Raw genomic sequence first — 20,050 nt, 5'->3', positions numbered from 1 at the left:
GGGAGTTTCAAAGTTTGCGGATTGTGTCTCGAAATGACCAAAGAGTGGCCCCGGGGTCGAACTTCGATCGCGCGAGGGCGTCCGCGGAGTTCTCCAAGCTGTGGTGGCGACCTAGGGTCCGTCGTTGGACGCGTCGTTGCAACTTGTGGAGATTCTATAGTTCGTCGAGAGCGTGTTGGCTCTTTCCCTTGAACCATCTTTCCAGTCTCTCCATCGCGATGAAGAAGACCGGAGTAAAAAAGAGTGTGAAGACCTGGGAGACGGCGAGCCCGCCGACGACCACGAGTCCCAAGGGACGCCGCGCTTCGGCACCGGCTCCGAATCCCAAGGCGATGGGGAGGGCTCCGGCGATCGCGCAGCCGGTCGTCATGATGATGGGGCGGAAGCGTTCGACGGAGCCCTGGAAGGCGGCTCGGGTCGGAGAGTGCTCGGGGTTGGAGCGAATTGCCTCGAGGGCGAAGTCGACGACCATGATGGCGTTCTTCTTGACGATGCCAATCAGGATCACGATCCCGAGGAAGCCATAGAAGTCGAGTTCGTAGCCGAAGAGAAAGAGGGTCAATAGGCCGCCGATCGCCGCCGAGGGGAGCCCGAAGAGGATCGTCAGCGGGTGGAAGAAACTCTCGTAGAGCGTGCCCAGCAAGATATAGACGAGGACCAGCGACAGGACGATGAGGATTTGAAAACTGGTCAGCGAGTCGCGAAATGCCTGGGCGGTCCCTTGGAACCTGCCGGTCACGCCGTCGCCGAGATGCTCGTCGGCCACCATCTCGACTTTGTCGATCGCGTCGGAGAGCGCCACGTCCTCGGGAACCTCGAACGAGATGGTCACCGAGGGAACGCCTCCCGACTGATCGACGATGAGGGGGCCTCTTGACTTCTCGACGTGGACGACCGCGTCGAGCGGAACGAGGCGACCGTCGTCGGACTCGACATAGAGGAGCTCGAGGGAGGCGGGATCCTCCTGGAACTCGGGCATTACTTCGATGAGCAACTGGTAGACGAGACTTGGCCCATAGATTCGATTGACCAGTCGGCTCGAGAAGGCGCTATCGAGCGTGCTTTGGATGTCGGCGGCGGAGACGCCGAGTCGTTCGGCGCGTTCGCGGTCGATGGTGATCTTCAGGGTCGGGTTGTCGAGATAGAGTTCGCTCGAGACCGCTTGAATCTCGGGGATCTGTTTCATGGCGTCCAGCAACTTCGTCGCGGTCGGGTAGAGTCGGTCGGTGCTGTTGGCCGTGAGTTCATACTGATAGGAGGCCTTTGAGATCGTGGTGTTGATCGGAATGGTCGGAGGAATGCGAAGGAAGACCTCGATGCCGGGAACCGTGTTGCCCTTTTCTCGAAGGGACTCGGCGACTTCTTGGATCGTCATCGAACGCTGCGAGCGCGGGATGAGATTCATGTAGAGCGTCCCCATGCAGGTGATTCCATCGTTGCCGACGTAGTTGGCGATCGTCGACACGTTGGGGTCGTCGAGAAGAACGGAGATGACTTGTTGCTGAAGCCGAGTCATCTCCTCGAACGACGTTCCGGTACGACTGACGGTGAAGCCGTGGAGTTTCGCCAGATCCTCATCGGGGACGAAGCCCTTCGGGATGATGATGAAGAGGTGAATCGTCCACGCGAGGGTCAGGGCCGCGATGATCATTGTCACGACCGGATGATGAATCGTTCGCCGTAGGAGCCACTCGTAGATGTTGAGGAAGACGCGAAACTTCCCGCGGGCATTCGGCTGGTGGCGATGGTCGCGGATGGGGAGGCGGTTCTCCCTGGTCGTCGTTCGCAGAAAGCGGCTGCAAAGCATCGGCGTCAGGCTGATCGAGACGAAGCCGGAGATGAGAATCGTGATCACGATCGTCCACGCGAACTCGTTGAGCAGCCGCCCCAATAGCCCCGAGAGAAAGAGAATCGGCACGAAGACGATACACAGCGACAGGGTCATCGACACGAGGGTCAGCGTGATTTGATTCGAGCCGGAGACCGCTGCCTCAAGTCGCCCCTTTCCCATCTCGATGTGGCGAACGATGTTTTCGAGCATGACGATCGCGTCGTCGACCACGAATCCGATCGAGAGGGTCAACGCCATCATCGAGAGATTGTCGAGGCTGAAGCCGAGCAGTTCCATGAATGCGAAGGTGCACACCAACGAGAAGGGAATCGCGGTCGCGCTGATGAAGGTCGCCGCCGGGCGCTGAAGAAATAGCGCGATGAAGAGAACGACCATGATGATCGCCACGATGACGGTGAGCTTCAGGTCGACCATCGACTGCCGGATGGAGACCGACTCGTCGCCGCTGATGATGATGTTGACCCCGGCGGGAAGCTCCTCTTCGATCTCGGGAAGCATCGTCTTGATGCCCTCGATGATGCTGAGGGTGTTGGCTCCCGCCTCGCGTTGCACGCCGAGGGTGACGCAAGGTTGGTGATTGAACCAGCACTCGGTTTGGTCGTTGATGACGCTGTCGATGACGCGTCCGAGATCCCCAACCCGTATGGGCGCTTCGTCCTGGTAGGCGACAATTGTGCGGGCGAAACGCTCGGCGGTGTCGAGTTCGCCGTCACTACTGAGGATCGGGGAAGTGATCTTTCCTTTCAACTGGCCGGTCGGCAACATTGTGTTCGCCTCGGCGAGGCTCTCCATGATCTCGTTGATGCCGAGTTGCCGAACGGCCAACTTCCGCGGGTCGAGCTGAACGCGCACCGCGTGGCGGCGCTCGCCGTAGAACTGGACTTGGGCCACCCCTGGCTGTCGCTCGAAGCGATTGGCGACGACCAGTCGGGCGAGGTCGCACACTTTGGTCAGTGGCAACGTCTCCGACGTGAGGGTGATGTAGAGAATCGGATACTCGGTCGGATTGACGTTGTAGTATTGCGGCGGCGCCGGCAAGTCGGCGGGAAGATCGTTCAACGACCGCTGCACGGCGGCTTGCACGTCGACCGAAGCCTGCTCCATCTTCTTATTGAGGCCGAACTGGAGGTTGATCTCCGTTTGTCCTTGCGTGCTGCGCGACGTCATCGACTGCAAGTCGGGGATCATCGTCAATTGCTGTTCGAGGGGAGCCGCGCACAGCGACGCCATTCGGTCGGGACTGGCGCCCGGATACGCGACGAGAACCTCGATGGTCGGATAGTCGATAACGGGAAGGTCGGCGATCGGCAGACGCAGATAGGAGAAGATGCCAAAGAAGACCATCCCGGCCATGATCAGGCACGTCATTACCGGTCGACGAATGAAGAGTTCCGAAACGCTCACCGAGGGGGATCCTTGGCGGGCGTTGGCGCGGTCCCTGTCGAGGCGATCGCATCGGTGACTTCGGTCCGTTCGACGACGGCGACCTCAGTGTTCTTGCTGAGGGAGAGCTGGCCACGGACGACGACCGTTTCCCCGGGCTTGAGCCCCGAGGAAACGACCACGTTCTCCCCCTCGTCGAGGCGCTCGCCGGTTTGAATCGTCCGAATCGCGACGCGTTTACCATCCACGACGAAGACATAGGGGCCCTTGGGACCCTCCATCACGGCGCGGAAAGGAATCGTGTGGGCGTCGGGAAGCTCCTCGAGGGTGAGATAGACGTCGACGAACTGGCCCGGCCAAAGGTGGCGATCGGCGTTGGCGAAGGTCGCTTGGAGCATCAATGTACCGGTCGCGGGATCGACGGTGTTGTCGCGGAAGGTCAGCACTCCGCGCTCGCGAAGCGTGTTGTTGATGACGGCGGTGACCGGCAGGGTTCCGCGGGACATCGCCTCGAAGACCGACGGGAGACGCCGTTCCGGGATCGCGAAGTTGACGTAGATTGGTTCGATTTGGCGAACGACCGCGAGCGGTTGCGGCTGGTAGGCGTCGACCAAGTTGCCTTCGTCGACGAGATATTCACCGACAACGCCAGTGACGGGAGCGTGGAGGAAGCAGTAGTCGAGATTCAATTGCGCGAGTTCGACTTCCGCTCGTTCGGCTTGGATCGTCGATTCCAGGGCGTTGGCTTCCTTGACTTTCTCGTCGAAGAGCTGGGGACTGATGGAGCGATGGTTGAAGAGCTGGGTGTAGCGCTTGAGTTCCCGGTTGGCCGTTCCCGCTTTGACGAGGTCGGTCTCGAGGTCGGCTTTGGCCTGGGCGAGTTTCGCCCGATACTGGGAGGGATCGATCGTGATCAGCAGGTCACCCTTGGAGACGAGTTGGCCTTGTTGAAAGTGGACGCGAGTCAGCTCGCCGGCGACGCGCGCTCGCAGTTCGACCGAGCGATAGGCATCGACTTGACCGACATAGCGCTGGACGAGCGGGACGTGACGGACGCTCACGCTGGCGACGGCAACAGGAACGGGTTTGGATACCTTGGTGGGTGCCTTCGACACGGCGCATGCCGAAAGGGAGAGGCAGCACGCGACGAGCGACAGGTGGGGTCGATAGGCTCTGGGTTTCGGACGCATCCGCTTTCTCCCTGGATACCTCGCGACCATTCGTTGTAGCAAGGGTGGAGGAGATCGCAGCGTCTAGTTCGTGGTAAGGTTGGCATCTTCACTGAAACTTCGCGCCTACGTTAACGCGTTTGCCCAGGGGCAATGTTCGTCCACCTCCTCCCGCCGGTTCTCATTCATCAAATTCACACACGCCGCCTGGTCGATATGGCTAAACTCCTCGTAGGAAGCATCCCCTTGGTTCAGGGCGAGTCGTCGCGGATGGTGAAGCCAGGACACGTTGCCGTGGGCGGTCTGCGAGCAGGATCGGTGGAGGGATCATGAGCGACATTCCTGTGATCCACCTCGAGTTCGAAGGGGTGGGGGAAGGGGATCCTTCACCGGACGCCGTTAAGCCCGCTCGCGAGAGCCACGTGTCGCATTACGTGGAGTTGCCGACGGAGAACACTCCAGCACCTGCCGATACGACCGAGAACCGGATGAGTGGGATTCGTCGGGTGCGAGAGGAGCCGGACTGGCACGGCGACTCCCTAAGCGACGCCGACGAGGACTCGGAGTGGTCGACGTGGTTGAGCGATGTCGGCATGATGAAACCGGCCGACCGTCACATCGCCCTGCGTCCCGACACGAACGCGGGAGATTCCGCTTTGGCGCAAGACCCTCACCGCGAGGAACAAGTCATTCAGGATCTCGAGGGGACGCGTGATACCACGGGGTCGGAACTCGGCGACTGGACGAGTTGGCTCCACGGTCACGGCGACCACCATTCCGAACCCGAAACGATCTCCCAAACCAACGAATCGAACGAGGACACGACGTCCGACTCGCCTCACTGGGACGACTTCCTCCGCTAGTGCCCAGATCGGCCGATTCTTTGCCCAAGAGACTCCTGGGTGCCCTCTTGGGTGCCCTCTTGGGTGCCCTCTTGGGTGCCCTCTTGGGTGCCCTCTTGGGTGCCCTCTTGGGTGCCATGCTCACGCTTGCATGGGCATGCGGGAAAGACTCACGCTTGCGTGGGCATGCGGAGCACGCCGATCAATCGTCCGCATCCCCGCACGAATTCGCCCGTGTCCGAAGGCGAATCACATCGGCCATCCCCTCTTGGATGAGTTGGCCGCACGCAGCGTCGATGTCCCCACCGAGCGATCGGCGAACCGTGACCCGAAACCCTTTCTCCTTGAGTTCGTTCGCGAAGTCGGTGGTGCGCTCCTCGGAGGAGCCCGCCAGGCCAGGGGCTTGCGCGATCGGATTGTAGGGAATGAGATTGACGTGAACGTCGAGCCCCTTGAGGTAGTTGATGAGGGCGTCGAGATCCTCCGGACCATCGTTGACGTTCTCGAGCATGAGATACTCGATCAACATCCGACTGACGTTCCGATCGTTGAGCTGCTTGATGACGTCGCGCAGTTCGTCGAGCGGGTGTCGCTTTGCCAAGGGGATAATCGACTCGCGAACCGGTTGCCGGGCGCTGTGCAAGCTTAAGGCGAGTTGGACGTCGGGCATCGTCTCCGCGAAACGAAGCATCGCGTCGGGGATGCCCACGGTGGAGACGACGACATGCTTTGGGGAGAGCGCGAACGCCTCCGGCGCGACGAGCGCCTCAACCGCCGCGTGGACGTTGGCTTCGTTGTGAAAGGGCTCGCCCATCCCCATGAAAACGACGTTGCGCACTTGCCGCTTCTCTTGGCTTAGAATTAGGTTCGCCTGCACCACCTGGTCGAGAACCTCGTCGAAGGGAAGGTCGCGGGCGATCCCCATGTTCCCGGTCGCGCAGAACGAGCAGGCCGCGGCACAGCCGACTTGCGAGGAGACACAGACCGACGTCCGGCCCGACGCGATGCGCAGCAGAACGGTCTCGACGAGTAGCCCGGCGCGTGTGCGGAAGACGAGCTTGCTGCCGCCGTCGACTTCCGAATCGAGTCGACGCACGAGTTCGAGTGGGTGAATGTCGACGCTGCCGCGGAAGGCGTCGCGAGCCCTCTCGGGCAAGAATGCGAGGGCGGCGTCGGCATCGCGCTGGTGCTTGAGCAGTGCGTTGCGGAATCGCCGAAGATCCTGGGGATCGAGCCGGAGATGTCGGCGCACCCGCTCAAGGGCCGATTTGTCGTGAATGCTCGTCGTTGGCAAGGTCAAGGAGCCCGGCTCCTCAGGACGGATGGAGTTCACGGGCCGACTATCCCAGAGCCGCGAAGAGCAGGAGAAACAATGCGGCGAGAAAGAGCAGCGGCCACCAGTGTTCCAGCAGTCTCGTCCAGCGATGTTGATGCATGGTTCAGACGACACCCAATTCAGGCCAGTCGGCGAAGATCCTGATTCCGTCGCGGGGAATCTTTCGCTATGATGTCACGAGACATTAGGCGGTCTCCGGCGGAGTTCACGCCAACCGGCCGGCGCCCCCCTTCGATGGGCGACCTCGGGAACGTCCCTCTCGAGGCCCGAACACAAAGGGCGGCGAATCGCGCCTCCCGGCATGCCCACCGAATCGTTCTATGGAAGTGGCCGGCGGGGTAGCGACGGTTCGCGGCGGAGTAGGTCTTGAATCCGAGCCCTGGCTCGGTTCTTCTGGAGACCGCACGCTTGGTGCCGCTGGAGTACCCGACGACCGCCGATGGACCAACGAGAAGCCCACGCGCCAAAGGTTCCTCGACCGAAATTTGCTGCGATTGTCCCACCTTCCTTGATGACGGAGAGTCCCTTGTCGACGCCACGAAGCCTTTCCCTCGGAAGTCATTCCGCATGGTTGTTGCTCGTTTCGCTCACGCTCCCGCTGGGGATCGCCGGCTGCGGTGGCCGACCGGCGCCGACACCGCCGTCGGCGGAAGCTCCGAAGAACGCTCCGGAAGCGACGGGGGAGTCGGATGTCGTCGAGGTCGTCGCTCAGGAGACGATGCCCGAGGAGACCGATTCGAAGGAGCCCGCCAAACCGGACGAACGTTTCGCCAACGATGTCGTTCGCGACTACGCCGACGCGTTCAAGGGGAGGGGAGCCGTCTCCGACATGACCATCGAGCCGAAGTCGCCGGAGGAGACCCACGAATCCTTCACGTTGATGGACGGACTCGCTGTCGACGTCGCGGCCCATGAGCCGGATGTTCGCCAGCCGGTCTTCTTGAACTTCGATGAACGGGGCCGGATGTGGGTCATGCAGTACTTGCAGTATCCGTTCCCCGAGGGACTGAAGATCACCAGCTACGACAAGCACTTGCGAGCCCAATTCGATCGCGTCCCTTCGCCGCCGCCCAACCACACCCCCGGAGCCGACAAGATCACGATCCACGAGGACACGGATGGCGACGGAATCTACGACGACCACAAGACCTTCGTCGACGGACTGAACATCGCCACCAGCATGGCTCGCGGACGTGGTGGGGTCTGGGTGCTCAATCCTCCCTATCTGCTGTTCTACCCCGATAAGAACAACGACGACGTGCCCGATGGAGACCCCGAAGTCCATCTAGCGGGCTTTGGGTTGGAGGACACCCACGCCGTCGCCAACAGTCTGCGATGGGGCCCGGACGGCTGGCTCTACGGAGCGCAGGGGAGTACGGTTTGGGCCACGGTCAAGCGACCGGGCATCGATGACGAGGGCGTTCACTTCAAAGGCCAGGCGATCTGGCGCTACGATCCCGCGACCAAACGGTTCGAGGTCTTCGCCGAAGGGGGCGGTAACACCTTTTGTGTCGAGTTCGACGCCAAGGGACGCTGTTTCTCGGGACATAACGGCGGCAACACCCGCGGCTTCCACTACGTCCAGGGGGGCTACTACCGCAAGAGCTGGGGAAAGCATGGCCCGCTGACCAACCCCAACGCCTTCGGGTTTTTCGAGGCGATGAAGCACGCGCCCGCCGAACGCTTCAGTCACACCATCGTGGTCTACGAGGGGGACTCGTTGCCGGAAGCCTATCGCAATACGATCATCGCTCCCGTCCCGCTTCACCACTATGTCGCCGTCAGCAATCGGGATGGCTTGGGCTCGACCTTCCAAACAAAGGACTTCGGTCACCTGGTCGAGAGCAAGGATCAGTGGTTTCGTCCCGTCGACATCAAGGCGGGGCCCGACGGGGCGGTCTACCTTGCCGATTGGTACGACACCCGGCTGACACACGTCGATCCGCGCGACACCTGGGACCGGGCACGTGGGCGGATCTATCGGATTCGTGACGCCAAGAAGAAGGCGTATCCCAAGGTCGATCTCGGGTCGAAGTCGAGCGAGGAACTCGTTCGAACCCTTTCGCATCCCAACAAGTGGCATCGTCAGACGGCGCTGCGACTCCTCGGCGATCGCAAAGACCAGTCGGTGATTCCGTCGCTGAAAAAGCTCATGGCCGGCGACGACGACCAAGCTGCCCTTGAAGCCCTCTGGGCCCTCTACCAGATCGGGGCCTTTGACGAGGCCCTCGCCCTTGAGGGTCTCAAGCACCGCGATCCGCACGTGCGACGCTGGACGATTCGCTTGTTGGGCGACGACAACACGACGACCTCTTCGCATGAGAAACGCTTGGTGACGATCGCCGAAACGGAGAAAGATCCGGAAGTCTTGTCGCAGTTGGCCAGCACCGCCAAGCGCCTGCCGTCGTCGATCGCGCTGCCGATTATCGAGACGATGCTTTCCCGTGATGAACTCGCGAAAGATCCCCACTTGCCACTCCTGCTTTGGTGGGCGCTCGAGGAGAAGGCTTCGACCGACCGTGAAGGGGTGATCGCTCTGTTGCAGGATCCGGCTCGTTGGCAACAGCCGCTCATTCGGGAGCAAGTGATCGGTCGCTTGGGACAGCGCTATGCCGCGGAACGCTCGATGTCTGGTTTGGAAACGTGTGCTCGCCTGTTGGCCTTGGCACCCGACAACAAGTCCTCGGAACGAATTATCAACGGGATGGAGGAGGGACTCGCTGGCAACCGGATCACCGAAACGCCGTCGTCGCTCGACGAGGCACTTGCGAAGCGGTGGCAACAGGGAACGCCCAGTCTCAACCTGATTCGGCTGCGTTGCCGGTTGGGGAGCGAGGATGCGATCGACGCGGCGGTCAAGATTCTCAAGGATGGCAAGGCGCCGCTCGCCAATCGTCTTTCCCTGCTCGATCTCTTCGCGGAGCAGCGCGAGCCCAAAGTCGTGCCCATTCTTCTGGAACTGCTCGAGTCCGAGAAGTCTTCCAAGCTCAGGCAAAGCGTCCTGACGTCCTTGCGGCGTTACCAGGATCCGCGGATTCCCGGCCGGCTCGTCGAACTGGTCGCGACCAAGGAGGGGGCTCCGCGCGACGAAGCGCTCAGCATTCTCGTCAGTCGACCCGAGTGGGGCAAGGAACTGATTGCCGCCGTCGAGACCGGAAGCGTGAAGCCGAGTTCGGTCGCGGTCTCCCATCTGCTTCAGTTGAAAGGTTTTGGCGATTCCTCGATCGACGAGGCGGTGACCAAGCACTGGGGCAAGCTCACGCCGAGTTCCGAAGAGAAGAACGCTCGCGTCAAGGAGGTGAGAACCCTATTGGCGAAAGCGATCGACAAGGGCGATCGAACGTCGGGCCGACATCTCTTCAAGGAGAACTGCGCCAAGTGCCACACGCTCTTTCAGGACCGGGGACAAGTCGGGCCAAACCTCACCGGTTATGAACGAGGGAACTTCGACTTCATGATCCCCGCGGTGATCGACCCGAGTTTGGCGATTCGCGAGGAGTTCACGAGCTACAAAGTCGTCACGAGCGACGGCCAAGTTCTCGCGGGCGTGGTCGTGGAAGACACGCCGGCATCGATCACGCTGAGTACTCCCGAAGGGACCCGCGTCGTTCTGCCTCGCGAAGATATCGACGAAATCGCCGCCTCCTCGGTTTCGATCATGCCCGAGGGACTGCTCGACAAGATGTCCGACCAGCAGATCCTCGACTTGTTCGCCTACCTGCAAGGCACCGAGCCGGTCCGGAACTAGTGCTGTGTCAAACGCTCGATTTCGGGTGATGAACCACGATCACTTCTCCCTGGCTGACCAGCAGCCAGTGCCACCCGAAATTTCGGATCTGACAAAGCACGAGTACTTCTGTTCCGTTGATTCATTTCCCGCAAGACTCATGGGCGCTTCCCATGCACACGCTCGCGTGGGCATGCCAATGGATCACGCTCGCGTGGGCATGCCAATGGATCACGCTCGCGGGAACGACCTCAACTTCGGCAAACTCCTGCGCGAATTTGGACCAGTTCTTAGGCAACCGGTTTGCTGATCCGGGAACGACCAAACCCCGCCGATCGGAAATTCGCGCCAACGTTGTGCGGGCGCGCGCTCGTAACAGCTAACGAAGAAATCCTTTTCCACTGGGCAAGCCATCGCAGGCCGGGAGACACGTGTTGACGAACGTCACCCCGAGCGTTTGCGGTGAGTGATTGTCTGGACACAGGGAAACGATGCCACTCCGCGAATCCAACGTCGCGTTGACGGCTTCTCGAGCATCGCAAGCCAAGTCCGCCGGAGAGTCTTCCGCCCCCGACCCACGTGGCCCATGACCGCACGATGATCGCGGTGCTCTGAGCGCAGGAGTGGTCAGACCAGAAAGGGGAACACCATGGTCGTCCAATCCGATGGGGCCGCATGGAGGAAGCATCACGAGTCACTCGAGCAGTTAAGGTCGCTCTCAACGCAAGGCCTTCACGATCGTCCCGGTTCGTCCGGGGCACCTCCGGGAAATTCGTCGCGCCGTTTCCGGGACTACGGCGTCGCCGCCTCTCCCTCGGTCAGGGACTTTTACCGAGTTCATCACCAACGGCAGACGCTCGACTTCGTCCTCTGCAAGAAACGCCAGTACGCGACGCTCGACCGTCGGCGTTTGGGAATCTGGGAGTCGATGGTCTATCTCAATCAACTGGTCGACACCAGCGATCCCGACATCAACTTGCCGCAGATCCAGCACCTCTTGCAGACCGCCGAGGCGATCCGCCGTGACGGACACCCGCGCTGGTTCATCCTGACCGGGCTGATTCACGATCTTGGCAAGATCCTCTGCCTCTTCGGTGAGCCGCAATGGGCGGTCGTCGGCGATACCTACCCGGTGGGTTGCGCGTTTTCCGACAAGATCGTCTTTCACGAGTTCCTCAAGGCGAACGAGGATTGGGGGGACGAACGCTACCGGACGCGCTTGGGGATCTATACCGAGGGCTGCGGGCTCGACCACGTCCATCTCACGTGGGGACATGACGAGTATCTTTACCAGGTGACCAAGGCGTTCCTTCCCGAGCCGGCTCTGTTCATCATTCGGTACCATTCGTTCCAATCGCTTCATCGGGAAGGTGCCTACGAGTACCTCCTGAGCGATCGCGATAAGGAGTTGTTGGAGTACCTTCACCTCTTCGCGAGCTACGATCTCTACACGAAGTCCCCCGATCGTGTGGAGGTCGACGAGGTGCGTCCCTACTACGAGGAGCTGATCGCGGAGTATTTCCCGCCGATCGTGAAGTGGTGATCGCATCCTGAGCGATCATGATCCCCGTTCCGGGTGCCATGTTCACGCTCACGTGGGCATGCGAAAGGTTCATGTCGGCATGCGAAAGGTTCACGTGGGCATGCGAAAGGTTCACGTGGGCATGCGAAAGGTTCACGTGGGCATGCGAAAGGTTCACGTGGGCATGCGAAAGGTTCACGTGGGCATGCGAGAGGTTCATGTGGGCATGCGAAAGGTTCACGCTCACTTGGGCATGCCGGTCGATGTTGCAAGGTGCCAGGTCGTATGCCGAAGGCATTCAATAGCGAAGCCCAGGGTCGCGTTTCGCGCACCCTGGGTACCGAAACACGGGAGCCCCCAACCCCGCAGGGGTTGTCTAGCTAGAAAACCCCTCCAGGGTTTCGGATGTTTAGTTTTCGTAGACCCAGGGTGCGCGAAGCGCGACCCTGGGCTTCATTAGAGAACGGCGTTGCCGTTCGGAGAGTGTGCGTTGCCGTTCGGAGAGTGAGCGTTGCCGTTCGGAGGGTGAGCGTTGTCATTCGGAGAGAGAACCGTGTCATTCAAAAAGAGAACGTAAACATTCGGAAAGAGAAGGGTCTTGACCGTCGCTCTTGGGCGTTGGTCGATCGTGTTCGGCGCATGATTCGGAGCAACGTGTGGACCGTCAGTGTCGGGCGAATCGGTCGGTGAATCCGTTTGGTCTGTCGGGTAGATCGCCTCTTGTGGCTTCGCCACCCAGATGAGCCAAAGGTGCTCCCACGCGAGCGTGGGAACGGCAATCTGGGCCACCCATGCATCACTTCTCCAACGAGGAACCGGTCGGCGATCGACGACTCTTCTCCTCGGCGACGCTCTGTTGGATGGCGTCGATTTGTGCCTTGAGTCGCTCGACGATATCGGGATGCTGACCGGCGACGTTCTTCTGTTCGCCCGGATCATTTCGCAGATCGAACAGCGCGATGCCCTTGAACGTGTCGCCTGAGGTAAGGCCCGGGTACTCACTGGGCTGTGCCTGTTCGTAGGGAGCGATGATACGCACGCCGTCGGGTCGACGCGGGTCGAGCCATCGTTCGACCGGTTTCAAGTTCGCCTCTCGACGTTGGCCGGGCCAGCGGACGAACAGCTTCCAGCGTCCTTGGCGAACCGAGTAGATATGGCCGTTCTTCTCGCCGAAGATCGGTCGTTCCTCCGGCGCGACATCCGAGGTGAGCAAGGGAAGAAGGCTCGTCCCATCGAGAGGTACTCCCTTTGGGAGCGGGATGTCCGCGGCTTGCAGGCACGTCGGAAAGATGTCGACGCTCACCGTGGGAACACTGCTGACCCGTCCCGCGGGGATCTTGCCGGTCCAGCGAGCGATGAAGGGAACACGGATCCCTCCCTCCCAGTTGATGCCCTTCATTCCGCGGAGACCGCCGGTACTGCCGCCATACCACGGGCCATTGTCGCTGGTGAAGATGATGAGTGTCTTTTCACTGAGGCCCAGTTTGTCGACGGTATCGAGGACTTGGCCGACGCTCCAATCGACTTCCGCGATGACATCGCCGTAGAGCCCCGTGCCCGTTTTTTTGTAGAAGTCCTCTGAGGCGGCCAAGGGCTTGTGGGGCATCGCGTGGGCGAAGTAGAGGAAGAAGGGCTGTTCACGATGGCGTTTGATGAAGTCGACCGCTCGCTGGGTGTATCGCTTCGTCAGCGTTGGTTGGTAGACGGGATACTCGATTCGCTTGTCCCCTTCGAAGAGTTCCACCGGGTGCATGTCGTTGCTGTAAAGGATGCCGAAGTACTCGTCGAAACCCTGCTTGCTCGGGAAGAACCGCGGCTTGTGGCCGAGATGCCATTTCCCCACACACGTGGTGCTGTAGCCCGACTGCTTGAAGACTTCGGCGAGGGTCAGCTCGTTCGGCGAGAGTCCGAATTCATCGGCCTGGCTCCTGCCCAGGTCTCCCAAGGGATGCGGGTTCCGCGTCATGCCGTTGCGAAAGGGATAGCGTCCGGTCAGCAGGGCGGCCCGTGATGGAGCGCAAAACGGGGTCGTCACGTAGAAGTCGGTCAGGCGAATCCCGTCGGCCGCCATCCGGTCGAGGTTGGGTGTCTTAAACCTTTCATGTCCTTGAACCCCCAGATCGCCATCGCCGAGGTCGTCGGCGAAGATGATGATGACGTTGGGCTTAGGCGCTGTCTCGGCTTCGTTCGCCGTCAGCGTGTTGGCGAGAAGTAGTCCCGCCAGCGCGAGGAGATGTCCCATGGCGACTCCCTGTCTTTCGCTTGTCGCGGACGTTGCTATTCGTGGCCCCGACTGTTTCCCAACGGCGAGGATAACCGCCCAGTGGCGGATCGCAAGGACTCTATTTCTCTTGTCTATCCTCCTCCCCGAGTGTGAGGCTCTTCACGGTCCCAATCGCGGAACTCTGGAATAGTGACGGGCTGTCTGGGCATTGAACCGAGTCGTGTGCCAAGGAGGAAACCGCGATGAAAGGCCCAAGGAGACGCTCGCTAGTGATGGCTATGGTGTTGCTCGCGGTGGTCGGATGGCTTGATGGCGTCCGTATTGTCTTTGCCGGTGGCAAGATCCACGTTGGTGGAAGCTGTCCGGGCGAGGAGCGTCCTTCTCTCGATGAGGTCGACTACAGCATCTACGACAAGCTGCTTCATCGCTATGTCGAGCATGGGCTCGTCGACTACGCGGCGTGGAAGGCCCATCCGTCCGATCGTGCCTCACTGACGGAGTTCCTAGAACATGCCGGTTGCGTCGATCTGTCGAAGTCGGCATCACGGGAAGCGAAGCTCGCGTACTGGATCAACCTCTACAACGCGCTGACGCTCGAGGGGATCTTGCGGGAGTACCCGACGACCTCGATCCGCAATCACACGAGTTTCGTCTTCGGCTACAACATCTGGAAGGACCTGCTGCTGACCGTCGACGACGAGGAGTTCAGCCTGAGTGATATTGAGCACAAAGTCCTGAGGAAGATGGGCGAACCCCGAATCCACTTCGCGATCGTGTGCGCCTCGCTCGGCTGCCCCAAACTTCGCTCTGAGGCCTACGTCCCGGGGGCGCTCGACGAGCAACTTTCGGACAGTTCTCGCGACTTTTTTGCGCAAACGAGCAAGTTTCGGTATGAATCGAGGACAAAAACGTTCCGAACGTCGAGGATTTTGAGCTGGTTCGCGAAGGATTTCGGCTCTTCGACCGCCGAGCGACTCCGGACGATCGCCCCGTACCTGCCCGACGAGCCAGCGCGACAGGCCGCCCGACGCGGGGAGGGATCGTTCGCCTTTCTCTCCTACGACTGGGACCTCAACGGCCGCTGACCCCCCTCGACCGGATAGATGGCGAAGATGCGCGGTTCGCGGGGGCTATGGCCGGGATGGAGGATGAAGCCACTCGGCCGTCTGCAGGGGTCGATTGACCCTTTGGTTTGGTTGGAGGAGCAACTCCCGAAGAGCTGGTGATCGGCCAGCAGGTGGTCAATGGGCGCATCCGTGGAGAGCCGACTTGGTTCGTCATCTCCCCGTGAGGAAGCAATCGAATCGACCTATCCCTTTAGTGCAAGATTCCCTATAACGAGCGATTCGGACCAGTTCGTGAGCGAACCGAGCTGGTGGTATCGTTTGACGACAAGACGGAATGGACGTTTCAGGCCAAATCACCGGCCGACGTTCTTCGCCATCCGTCGCCGTGACGCACAGTGCGCGGGAATTCTTCTCCAGGACCATGGTCAACCGTTCTCTCCTCCGTGAAATCGCCGTTTCCGATGACGAACTGCAAATGGAGCTGCAGGAAGCGTTCGGCACCGAAGACACCAGCGATCTGACTGAACTCTACAACGAATCGAGCCAAAACTACGACGTCGGGCAGATCGTGTCCGGCAAAGTCAGCCGCATCGTCGGCAATGACGTCTACGTCGACATCGGCTTTAAGAGCGAGGGCATGCTCTCCGACCGCGAGTGGGAAGGGGAAGACTCTCCCACCCCCGGCGACGATGTCGAAGTCCTCCTCGAAGCCGTCGAGGAAGAGCGAGGCGTCATCACCGTCTCCCGCCGCAAGGCGACCCGGATCCGCGCCTGGCAGCGCATCATCCGCGATTACAAGGAAGGCGATACCGTCACCGGTCTCGTCACCCGCAAGGTCAAGGGCGGCTTGCTGGTCGACATCGGCTGCAACGTCTTCCTGCCCGCCAGCCAAGTCGACGTCCGTCGTCCGGAAAACATCGACGACTACATCGGCAAGAGCATCGAGTGCTTGGTCCTCAAGATCGACGAAGCCCAGCGCAACATCGTCGTCAGTCGCCGTCAGCTCATCGAGCGGATCCGCGAGGAGATGAAGCGCAAGCTCATGCTCGAGATCGAGGTCGGCCAACTCCGCAAGGGGACGGTCAAGAACATCGCCAGCTTCGGCGCGTTCGTCGACCTCGGCGGCATCGACGGTCTGCTTCACGTCTCCGACATGAGCTGGTCGCGCATCAGCCATCCGAGCGAGATGGTCCGCGTCGACGAGGAACTCGAAGTCGTGATCCTCTCGATCGACCGCGAACGCGACCGGATCGCCGTCGGGCTCAAGCAGAAAGAGCCGAGCCCGTGGGAGAGCATCGAGACCAAGTTCCCCGTTGGCAGCAAGGTCAGCGGCGAGGTGGTCAACGTCACCAACTACGGGGCGTTCGTCAAGCTCGAGGAGGGAATCGAGGGCCTGGTCCACATCTCCGAGATGTCCTGGACCAAGCGCATCGACCACCCGTCGGAGATCCTCAACGTCGGCGACCAGATCGAAGTCGTCGTTCTCGGGATCAAGAAGGAAAAACAAGAGATCTCGCTCGGTCTCAAGCAGACGATGCCGAATCCGTGGGAGGAAGTGGCCAAGCGCTACCCGCCGAGCACGGTCATCGAAGGCGTGGTGCAGAACCTCACCAACTACGGTGCCTTCATCGAGATCGAAGAGGGGATCGACGGGCTGTTGCACGTCAACGACATGTCGTGGGTCCGCAAGATCAACCACCCCAGCGAGGTGTTGCAGAAGGGTCAGAAGGTCGAGTGCCAGATCCTGTCGATCGATCAAGATCGCAAGCGGATCGCTCTCGGCATGAAGCAGCTTCAGCAGGATCCGTGGGAGCACGATATCCCGAGTCGGTTCCAGGCCAACCAAGTGGTCACCGGCAAGGTCACCAAAATTACGAACTTTGGTGTCTTCGTCGAACTGGAGCCAGGACTCGAGGGGCTCTTGCACGTGTCGGAACTCTCCGAGCACGAGGTCAAGAATCCCGAGGAAGTCGTCAAGGTGGGCGAGGAGATCGAGTGCAAGGTGCTTCGGGTCGACCTCGAAGAGCGCAAGATCGGCCTGAGCCTCAAGCAGGTTGGACGCGAGATTCCCACCGATGGCGGTGGCGATGATGGCGGCACCGCCCGTTCCGGCTCGCAAGAGCTCAAGGGTGGTATCGGTGGTTCCGGCGGTCTCCTGATCGATCCGAGCAAGCTCGGTGGAGGCTCCAAGGCCGAACCTGAGCCCGAACCCGAGCCCAAGGCCGAACCTGAGCCCGAAGCCAAAGCCGAAGCCGAGCCCGAAGCCGAGCTCGAAGCCGAGCCCGAAGCCGAGCCCGAAGCCGAGCCCGAAGCCGAGCCCGAAGCCGAGCCCGAAGCCGAGCCCGAAGCCGAGCCCGAAGCCGAGCCCGAAGCCGAGCCCGAAGCGGCCGCCGAAGCCGAAGGGGAGGCCACGGCCGAAGGCAAAGCCGTGAGCGAATAGGCTTTTCCTCTCCAGTCTGAAGTGAACAGCGGGGTAGGTTTCCTTTGGGGGCCTACCCCGTTTTCTTTTCTTGAGCGCCATTGGCGATGCGCAAGAGAAAACGCCCGTGGATATCTCACCACGAGCGTTCCCTTCGTCTATCCTTGGTCGCCTGTGCCAGCCACCACGTCCCGACTATGAACTCGAGCGGCTCACTTCCTCCTCGCTCTGAAGCTGGACCTGATAGGCGCGGAGAATCTCGATCATCCGGCGTTCGAGCATCTCTTCCGGCTCCAAGGGAGCGTCCGACTGGAGACGTTCGAGATGATCGTTCAGCATCCGTTGGGTGCTGGTGATCTGCTTGGCCTGTTTCTCGAGGTCGATGTTGAGCCGCTTCTCGACATCCGCTTCGAGCTTCAGCACGTACTCCTTGGTGTCGTCGGGGAGATTGCGAACGGTTTCGATCTGCTCCTTGAACCACGCTTTATTGTTGCGAACGAGTTCGCGGAACTGCTCGGCGCTGTAGGCCCGGACCTGCTCCATCCCACGTTCCGATTGCCTGGCGATCACGCGTTCGAGTTGTTGTCGAAGAGCCGGGATCTCTTCCTTGATCTGTTCGCTGACGACTTGCGCGACTTTGGGAGCCGCGTTCTCGACCCCTTCCTTGATCTCTTCCTTGAGGTCCTCGTTTTCGGTCGTCAGGGCTTCGTCGAGAGCCCGGTAGGCGTCCTTTTCCGCCAACGCCGTCAGGGTGGAAACACGCCAGTAGGCGGCGCCACCGATGACGACCGACTCGACGGCCAAGAGAATCGCCATGACGAAAATTCCGATGGTCGCGACACGTGTGGTTTGTGGTGACATCTTCTGGGTTCCTTCAAGTGAGTGAATGATCGACTGTCCTGATTGGTTAGTTCATTGCCAAGAGGCTCTTGGGTGCCATGCCCACGCTTGCCGTGGGCATGCGGGAAGAGCTTCGATTCGGCAAGTATCCGCCCGATCGAGGGGCGAGCTGTCATGGAACGAACCCGCCAACCAACGCACTAGCGACCCATCGAGAGACGAGTGCCGGCCTGATCCTTGGTCTTCAGCAGGATCCAATCGAGTCCGTACTCGGTCAGCTTCTCGTGAAGCGGCGCGTCGAGTTGGCTCGGATCGATCGGCTTGAACGCGTACCACAAGTCGACCGTTCGCAGGGCCTGGGTCCGAAATTCGTCGAGGTAGTAACGCGTCATCAGCTCCTTGGCGGTCTCGCGATAGCGTTCGGTCAAGCGAGCGAGTTCCTCATCCGAGGCGAGTTCGGGGAACTCATCCTCGAGCACTTCCTGGTGCTGGTCGAGCAAGAGTTCGAGTTGCTCATCAAGCTCTTCGCCCAGTCGGTCCTCCATGGCCGCGATCAGCTTGGACGACTCACTCTTGGTGAGAGCCCAGAGTTCTTCCCGCTCGGCCATCAATCGCTTGGCGACTTCGGTGGTGACGACCGGAGCCGTCTCCGCGGCGATCTCGACGCCGACCGCGATGACTTCCTTGCTCGCCTCGTCGTTGTCCTCGATCGATTCGACTCCGCCCTCGATCGACGATTCGACGATCGCGGAGACATCGGGTCGCCAGAGGAAGAGGTAATAGCCCGCCATCGAGGAACTGGCGAAGAAGAGAAACGCGAGAATCAGCGCCGCGCTGGGCAGCAGCCAAGCCGGTACTTCGGATTGTTGAACGGAATCGGGATGATGGTCGCTCGTCGACATCGGTCTATCCTTTGCGTTGCGGGTTGTTGCTGTTCACATTTCCCAGGAGTTCGAGTTCAACCACAGTAGGCCGCGACGTTGACCGCGGATTCGGCGATCTCGGAGAGGTTCGCGTTCATCTTCTTCTCGGCGGCGAGAATCTTCTCGAAGATGTCGGCAGCTTCGTGGTGACCAAGCTGGCGAGCGAAGGTTCGCAGCGTCCCATAGCCCGCCATCTCGTAGTGCTCGATCCGCTGAGCGGCGGCGATGAGGGCGGCGTCTCTAACGTTGTCGTCGCCCTTCGCGTCGAGGATCTCATCCATTTCGGTGAGAAGACCCTTCATCGCATCACACGTCTCACGCTTCGGCTTGCGATCAAGCGAGGCGAAGATCACTTCCAGTTGGGAGATGTGGTTCTCTGTTTCCACGAGATGGTGGCCGAAGATCTCTCGGAGAGAACGGGTCGACACGGCCGAGACCAAGATCGGAAGGATTGCGGCGAGGCGTTTCTTCGCATCGTAGAGATCCTCCAACTGGTGGTGGAAAAGGTCTTCGAGTGTGTGAAAGGAAACGCTACTGAAGAAGGCCATCGAGTCTCTCCTTGGAATACAGTTCCTGCCTGGCCGATTGTCACGGGTGATGTTCCGTTGGCGATCCGTCGCGATCGCTTTCTCTTCTTGTGTTGCAAGCGGCGTGCCAGAACTGTCGTCGTTGGACGTCATGGGGTTAGAGGGGGGCGGAACCTTCTTAGGATTGGGATCTCTTGTGGGGAAAGCCTTTGTTGGTGG

The 20,050-nt window shown here is 60.6% G+C and carries 12 protein-coding genes; 5 read left to right on the top strand and 7 right to left on the bottom strand.

The genetic code is table 11. The features are described 5' to 3' along the window. Nucleotides 1-154 precede the first annotated feature (154 nt). Complete coding sequence (locus Pan216_RS15450; RefSeq protein ID WP_145259090.1) at nt 155-3,256, bottom strand: efflux RND transporter permease subunit; 3,102 nt, start codon at nt 3,254-3,256, stop codon at nt 155-157. Further along, nucleotides 3,253-4,425: an efflux RND transporter periplasmic adaptor subunit gene (locus Pan216_RS15445; RefSeq protein WP_419192574.1), complete on the bottom strand. Its 1,173-nt coding sequence runs from the start codon at nt 4,423-4,425 to the stop codon at nt 3,253-3,255. The genes Pan216_RS15450 and Pan216_RS15445 overlap by 4 nt, the downstream gene beginning before the upstream one ends. Nucleotides 4,426-4,733: 308 nt before the next feature. Between Pan216_RS15445 and Pan216_RS15440 the strand changes: the two genes are divergently transcribed. Next, nucleotides 4,734-5,267, top strand: a complete 534-nt coding sequence (locus Pan216_RS15440; protein ID WP_145259086.1) for a hypothetical protein — start codon at nt 4,734-4,736, stop codon at nt 5,265-5,267. 181 nt (nt 5,268-5,448) lie between these two features. Here the strand turns inward: Pan216_RS15440 and rlmN are convergent, their stop codons facing one another. Continuing rightward, on the bottom strand, nt 5,449-6,546 hold the full coding sequence (gene rlmN / locus Pan216_RS15435) for a 23S rRNA (adenine(2503)-C(2))-methyltransferase RlmN (protein WP_419192573.1): 1,098 nt from the start codon (nt 6,544-6,546) through the stop codon (nt 5,449-5,451). 562 nt (nt 6,547-7,108) lie between these two features. Between rlmN and Pan216_RS15430 the strand changes: the two genes are divergently transcribed. Together Pan216_RS15430 and Pan216_RS15425 are read left to right on the top strand one after the other, a co-directional pair. Next, the gene (locus Pan216_RS15430) at nt 7,109-10,330 is read left to right on the top strand and encodes a PVC-type heme-binding CxxCH protein (protein WP_419192572.1); all 3,222 of its coding nucleotides are present in this window, start codon (nt 7,109-7,111) and stop codon (nt 10,328-10,330) included. A gap of 628 nt (nt 10,331-10,958) precedes the next feature. Then, nucleotides 10,959-11,852, top strand: a complete 894-nt coding sequence (locus Pan216_RS15425; protein ID WP_145259083.1) for an inositol oxygenase family protein — start codon at nt 10,959-10,961, stop codon at nt 11,850-11,852. A 775-nt stretch (nt 11,853-12,627) separates the two neighbouring features. On the opposite strand, the gene Pan216_RS15420 is transcribed toward Pan216_RS15425, so the two are convergent. Continuing rightward, complete coding sequence (locus Pan216_RS15420) at nt 12,628-14,073, bottom strand: sulfatase-like hydrolase/transferase (protein WP_145259080.1); 1,446 nt, start codon at nt 14,071-14,073, stop codon at nt 12,628-12,630. Nucleotides 14,074-14,327: 254 nt separating this feature from the next. Here Pan216_RS15420 and Pan216_RS15415 point away from each other — a divergent pair, with 254 nt between their 5' ends. Together Pan216_RS15415 and Pan216_RS15410 are read left to right on the top strand one after the other, a co-directional pair. Further along, nucleotides 14,328-15,140 (top strand): DUF547 domain-containing protein, encoded by an 813-nt coding sequence (locus Pan216_RS15415; RefSeq protein ID WP_419192571.1) that lies wholly within the window; start codon nt 14,328-14,330, stop codon nt 15,138-15,140. A 403-nt stretch (nt 15,141-15,543) separates the two neighbouring features. Beyond that, nucleotides 15,544-17,562 (top strand): 30S ribosomal protein S1, encoded by a 2,019-nt coding sequence (locus Pan216_RS15410; protein WP_145259076.1) that lies wholly within the window; start codon nt 15,544-15,546, stop codon nt 17,560-17,562. 174 nt (nt 17,563-17,736) lie between these two features. On the opposite strand, the gene Pan216_RS15405 is transcribed toward Pan216_RS15410, so the two are convergent. From Pan216_RS15405 to Pan216_RS15395, 3 genes are all read right to left on the bottom strand, one after another. Then, on the bottom strand, nt 17,737-18,402 hold the full coding sequence (locus Pan216_RS15405; protein ID WP_145259074.1) for a hypothetical protein: 666 nt from the start codon (nt 18,400-18,402) through the stop codon (nt 17,737-17,739). Between the two features lie 179 nt (nt 18,403-18,581). After that, nucleotides 18,582-19,283 carry a hypothetical protein gene (locus Pan216_RS15400; RefSeq protein ID WP_145259072.1) on the bottom strand — a complete coding sequence of 234 codons (702 nt, stop codon included), beginning with the start codon at nt 19,281-19,283 and terminating at the stop codon, nt 18,582-18,584. A gap of 56 nt (nt 19,284-19,339) precedes the next feature. Further along, a complete protein-coding gene (locus tag Pan216_RS15395; RefSeq protein ID WP_145259070.1) occupies nt 19,340-19,852 on the bottom strand; it encodes a YciE/YciF ferroxidase family protein in 513 nt (170 codons plus the stop codon). Between the last annotated feature and the right edge of the window lie 198 nt (nt 19,853-20,050).

The sequence above is a fragment of the Kolteria novifilia genome (assembly GCA_007748055.1).
Taxonomy (GTDB): Bacteria; Planctomycetota; Planctomycetia; order Kolteriales; family Kolteriaceae; genus Kolteria; species Kolteria novifilia.
Note: the sequence above shows the minus strand (reverse complement) of the source record. Positions and strands in the feature narration are given on the sequence as shown.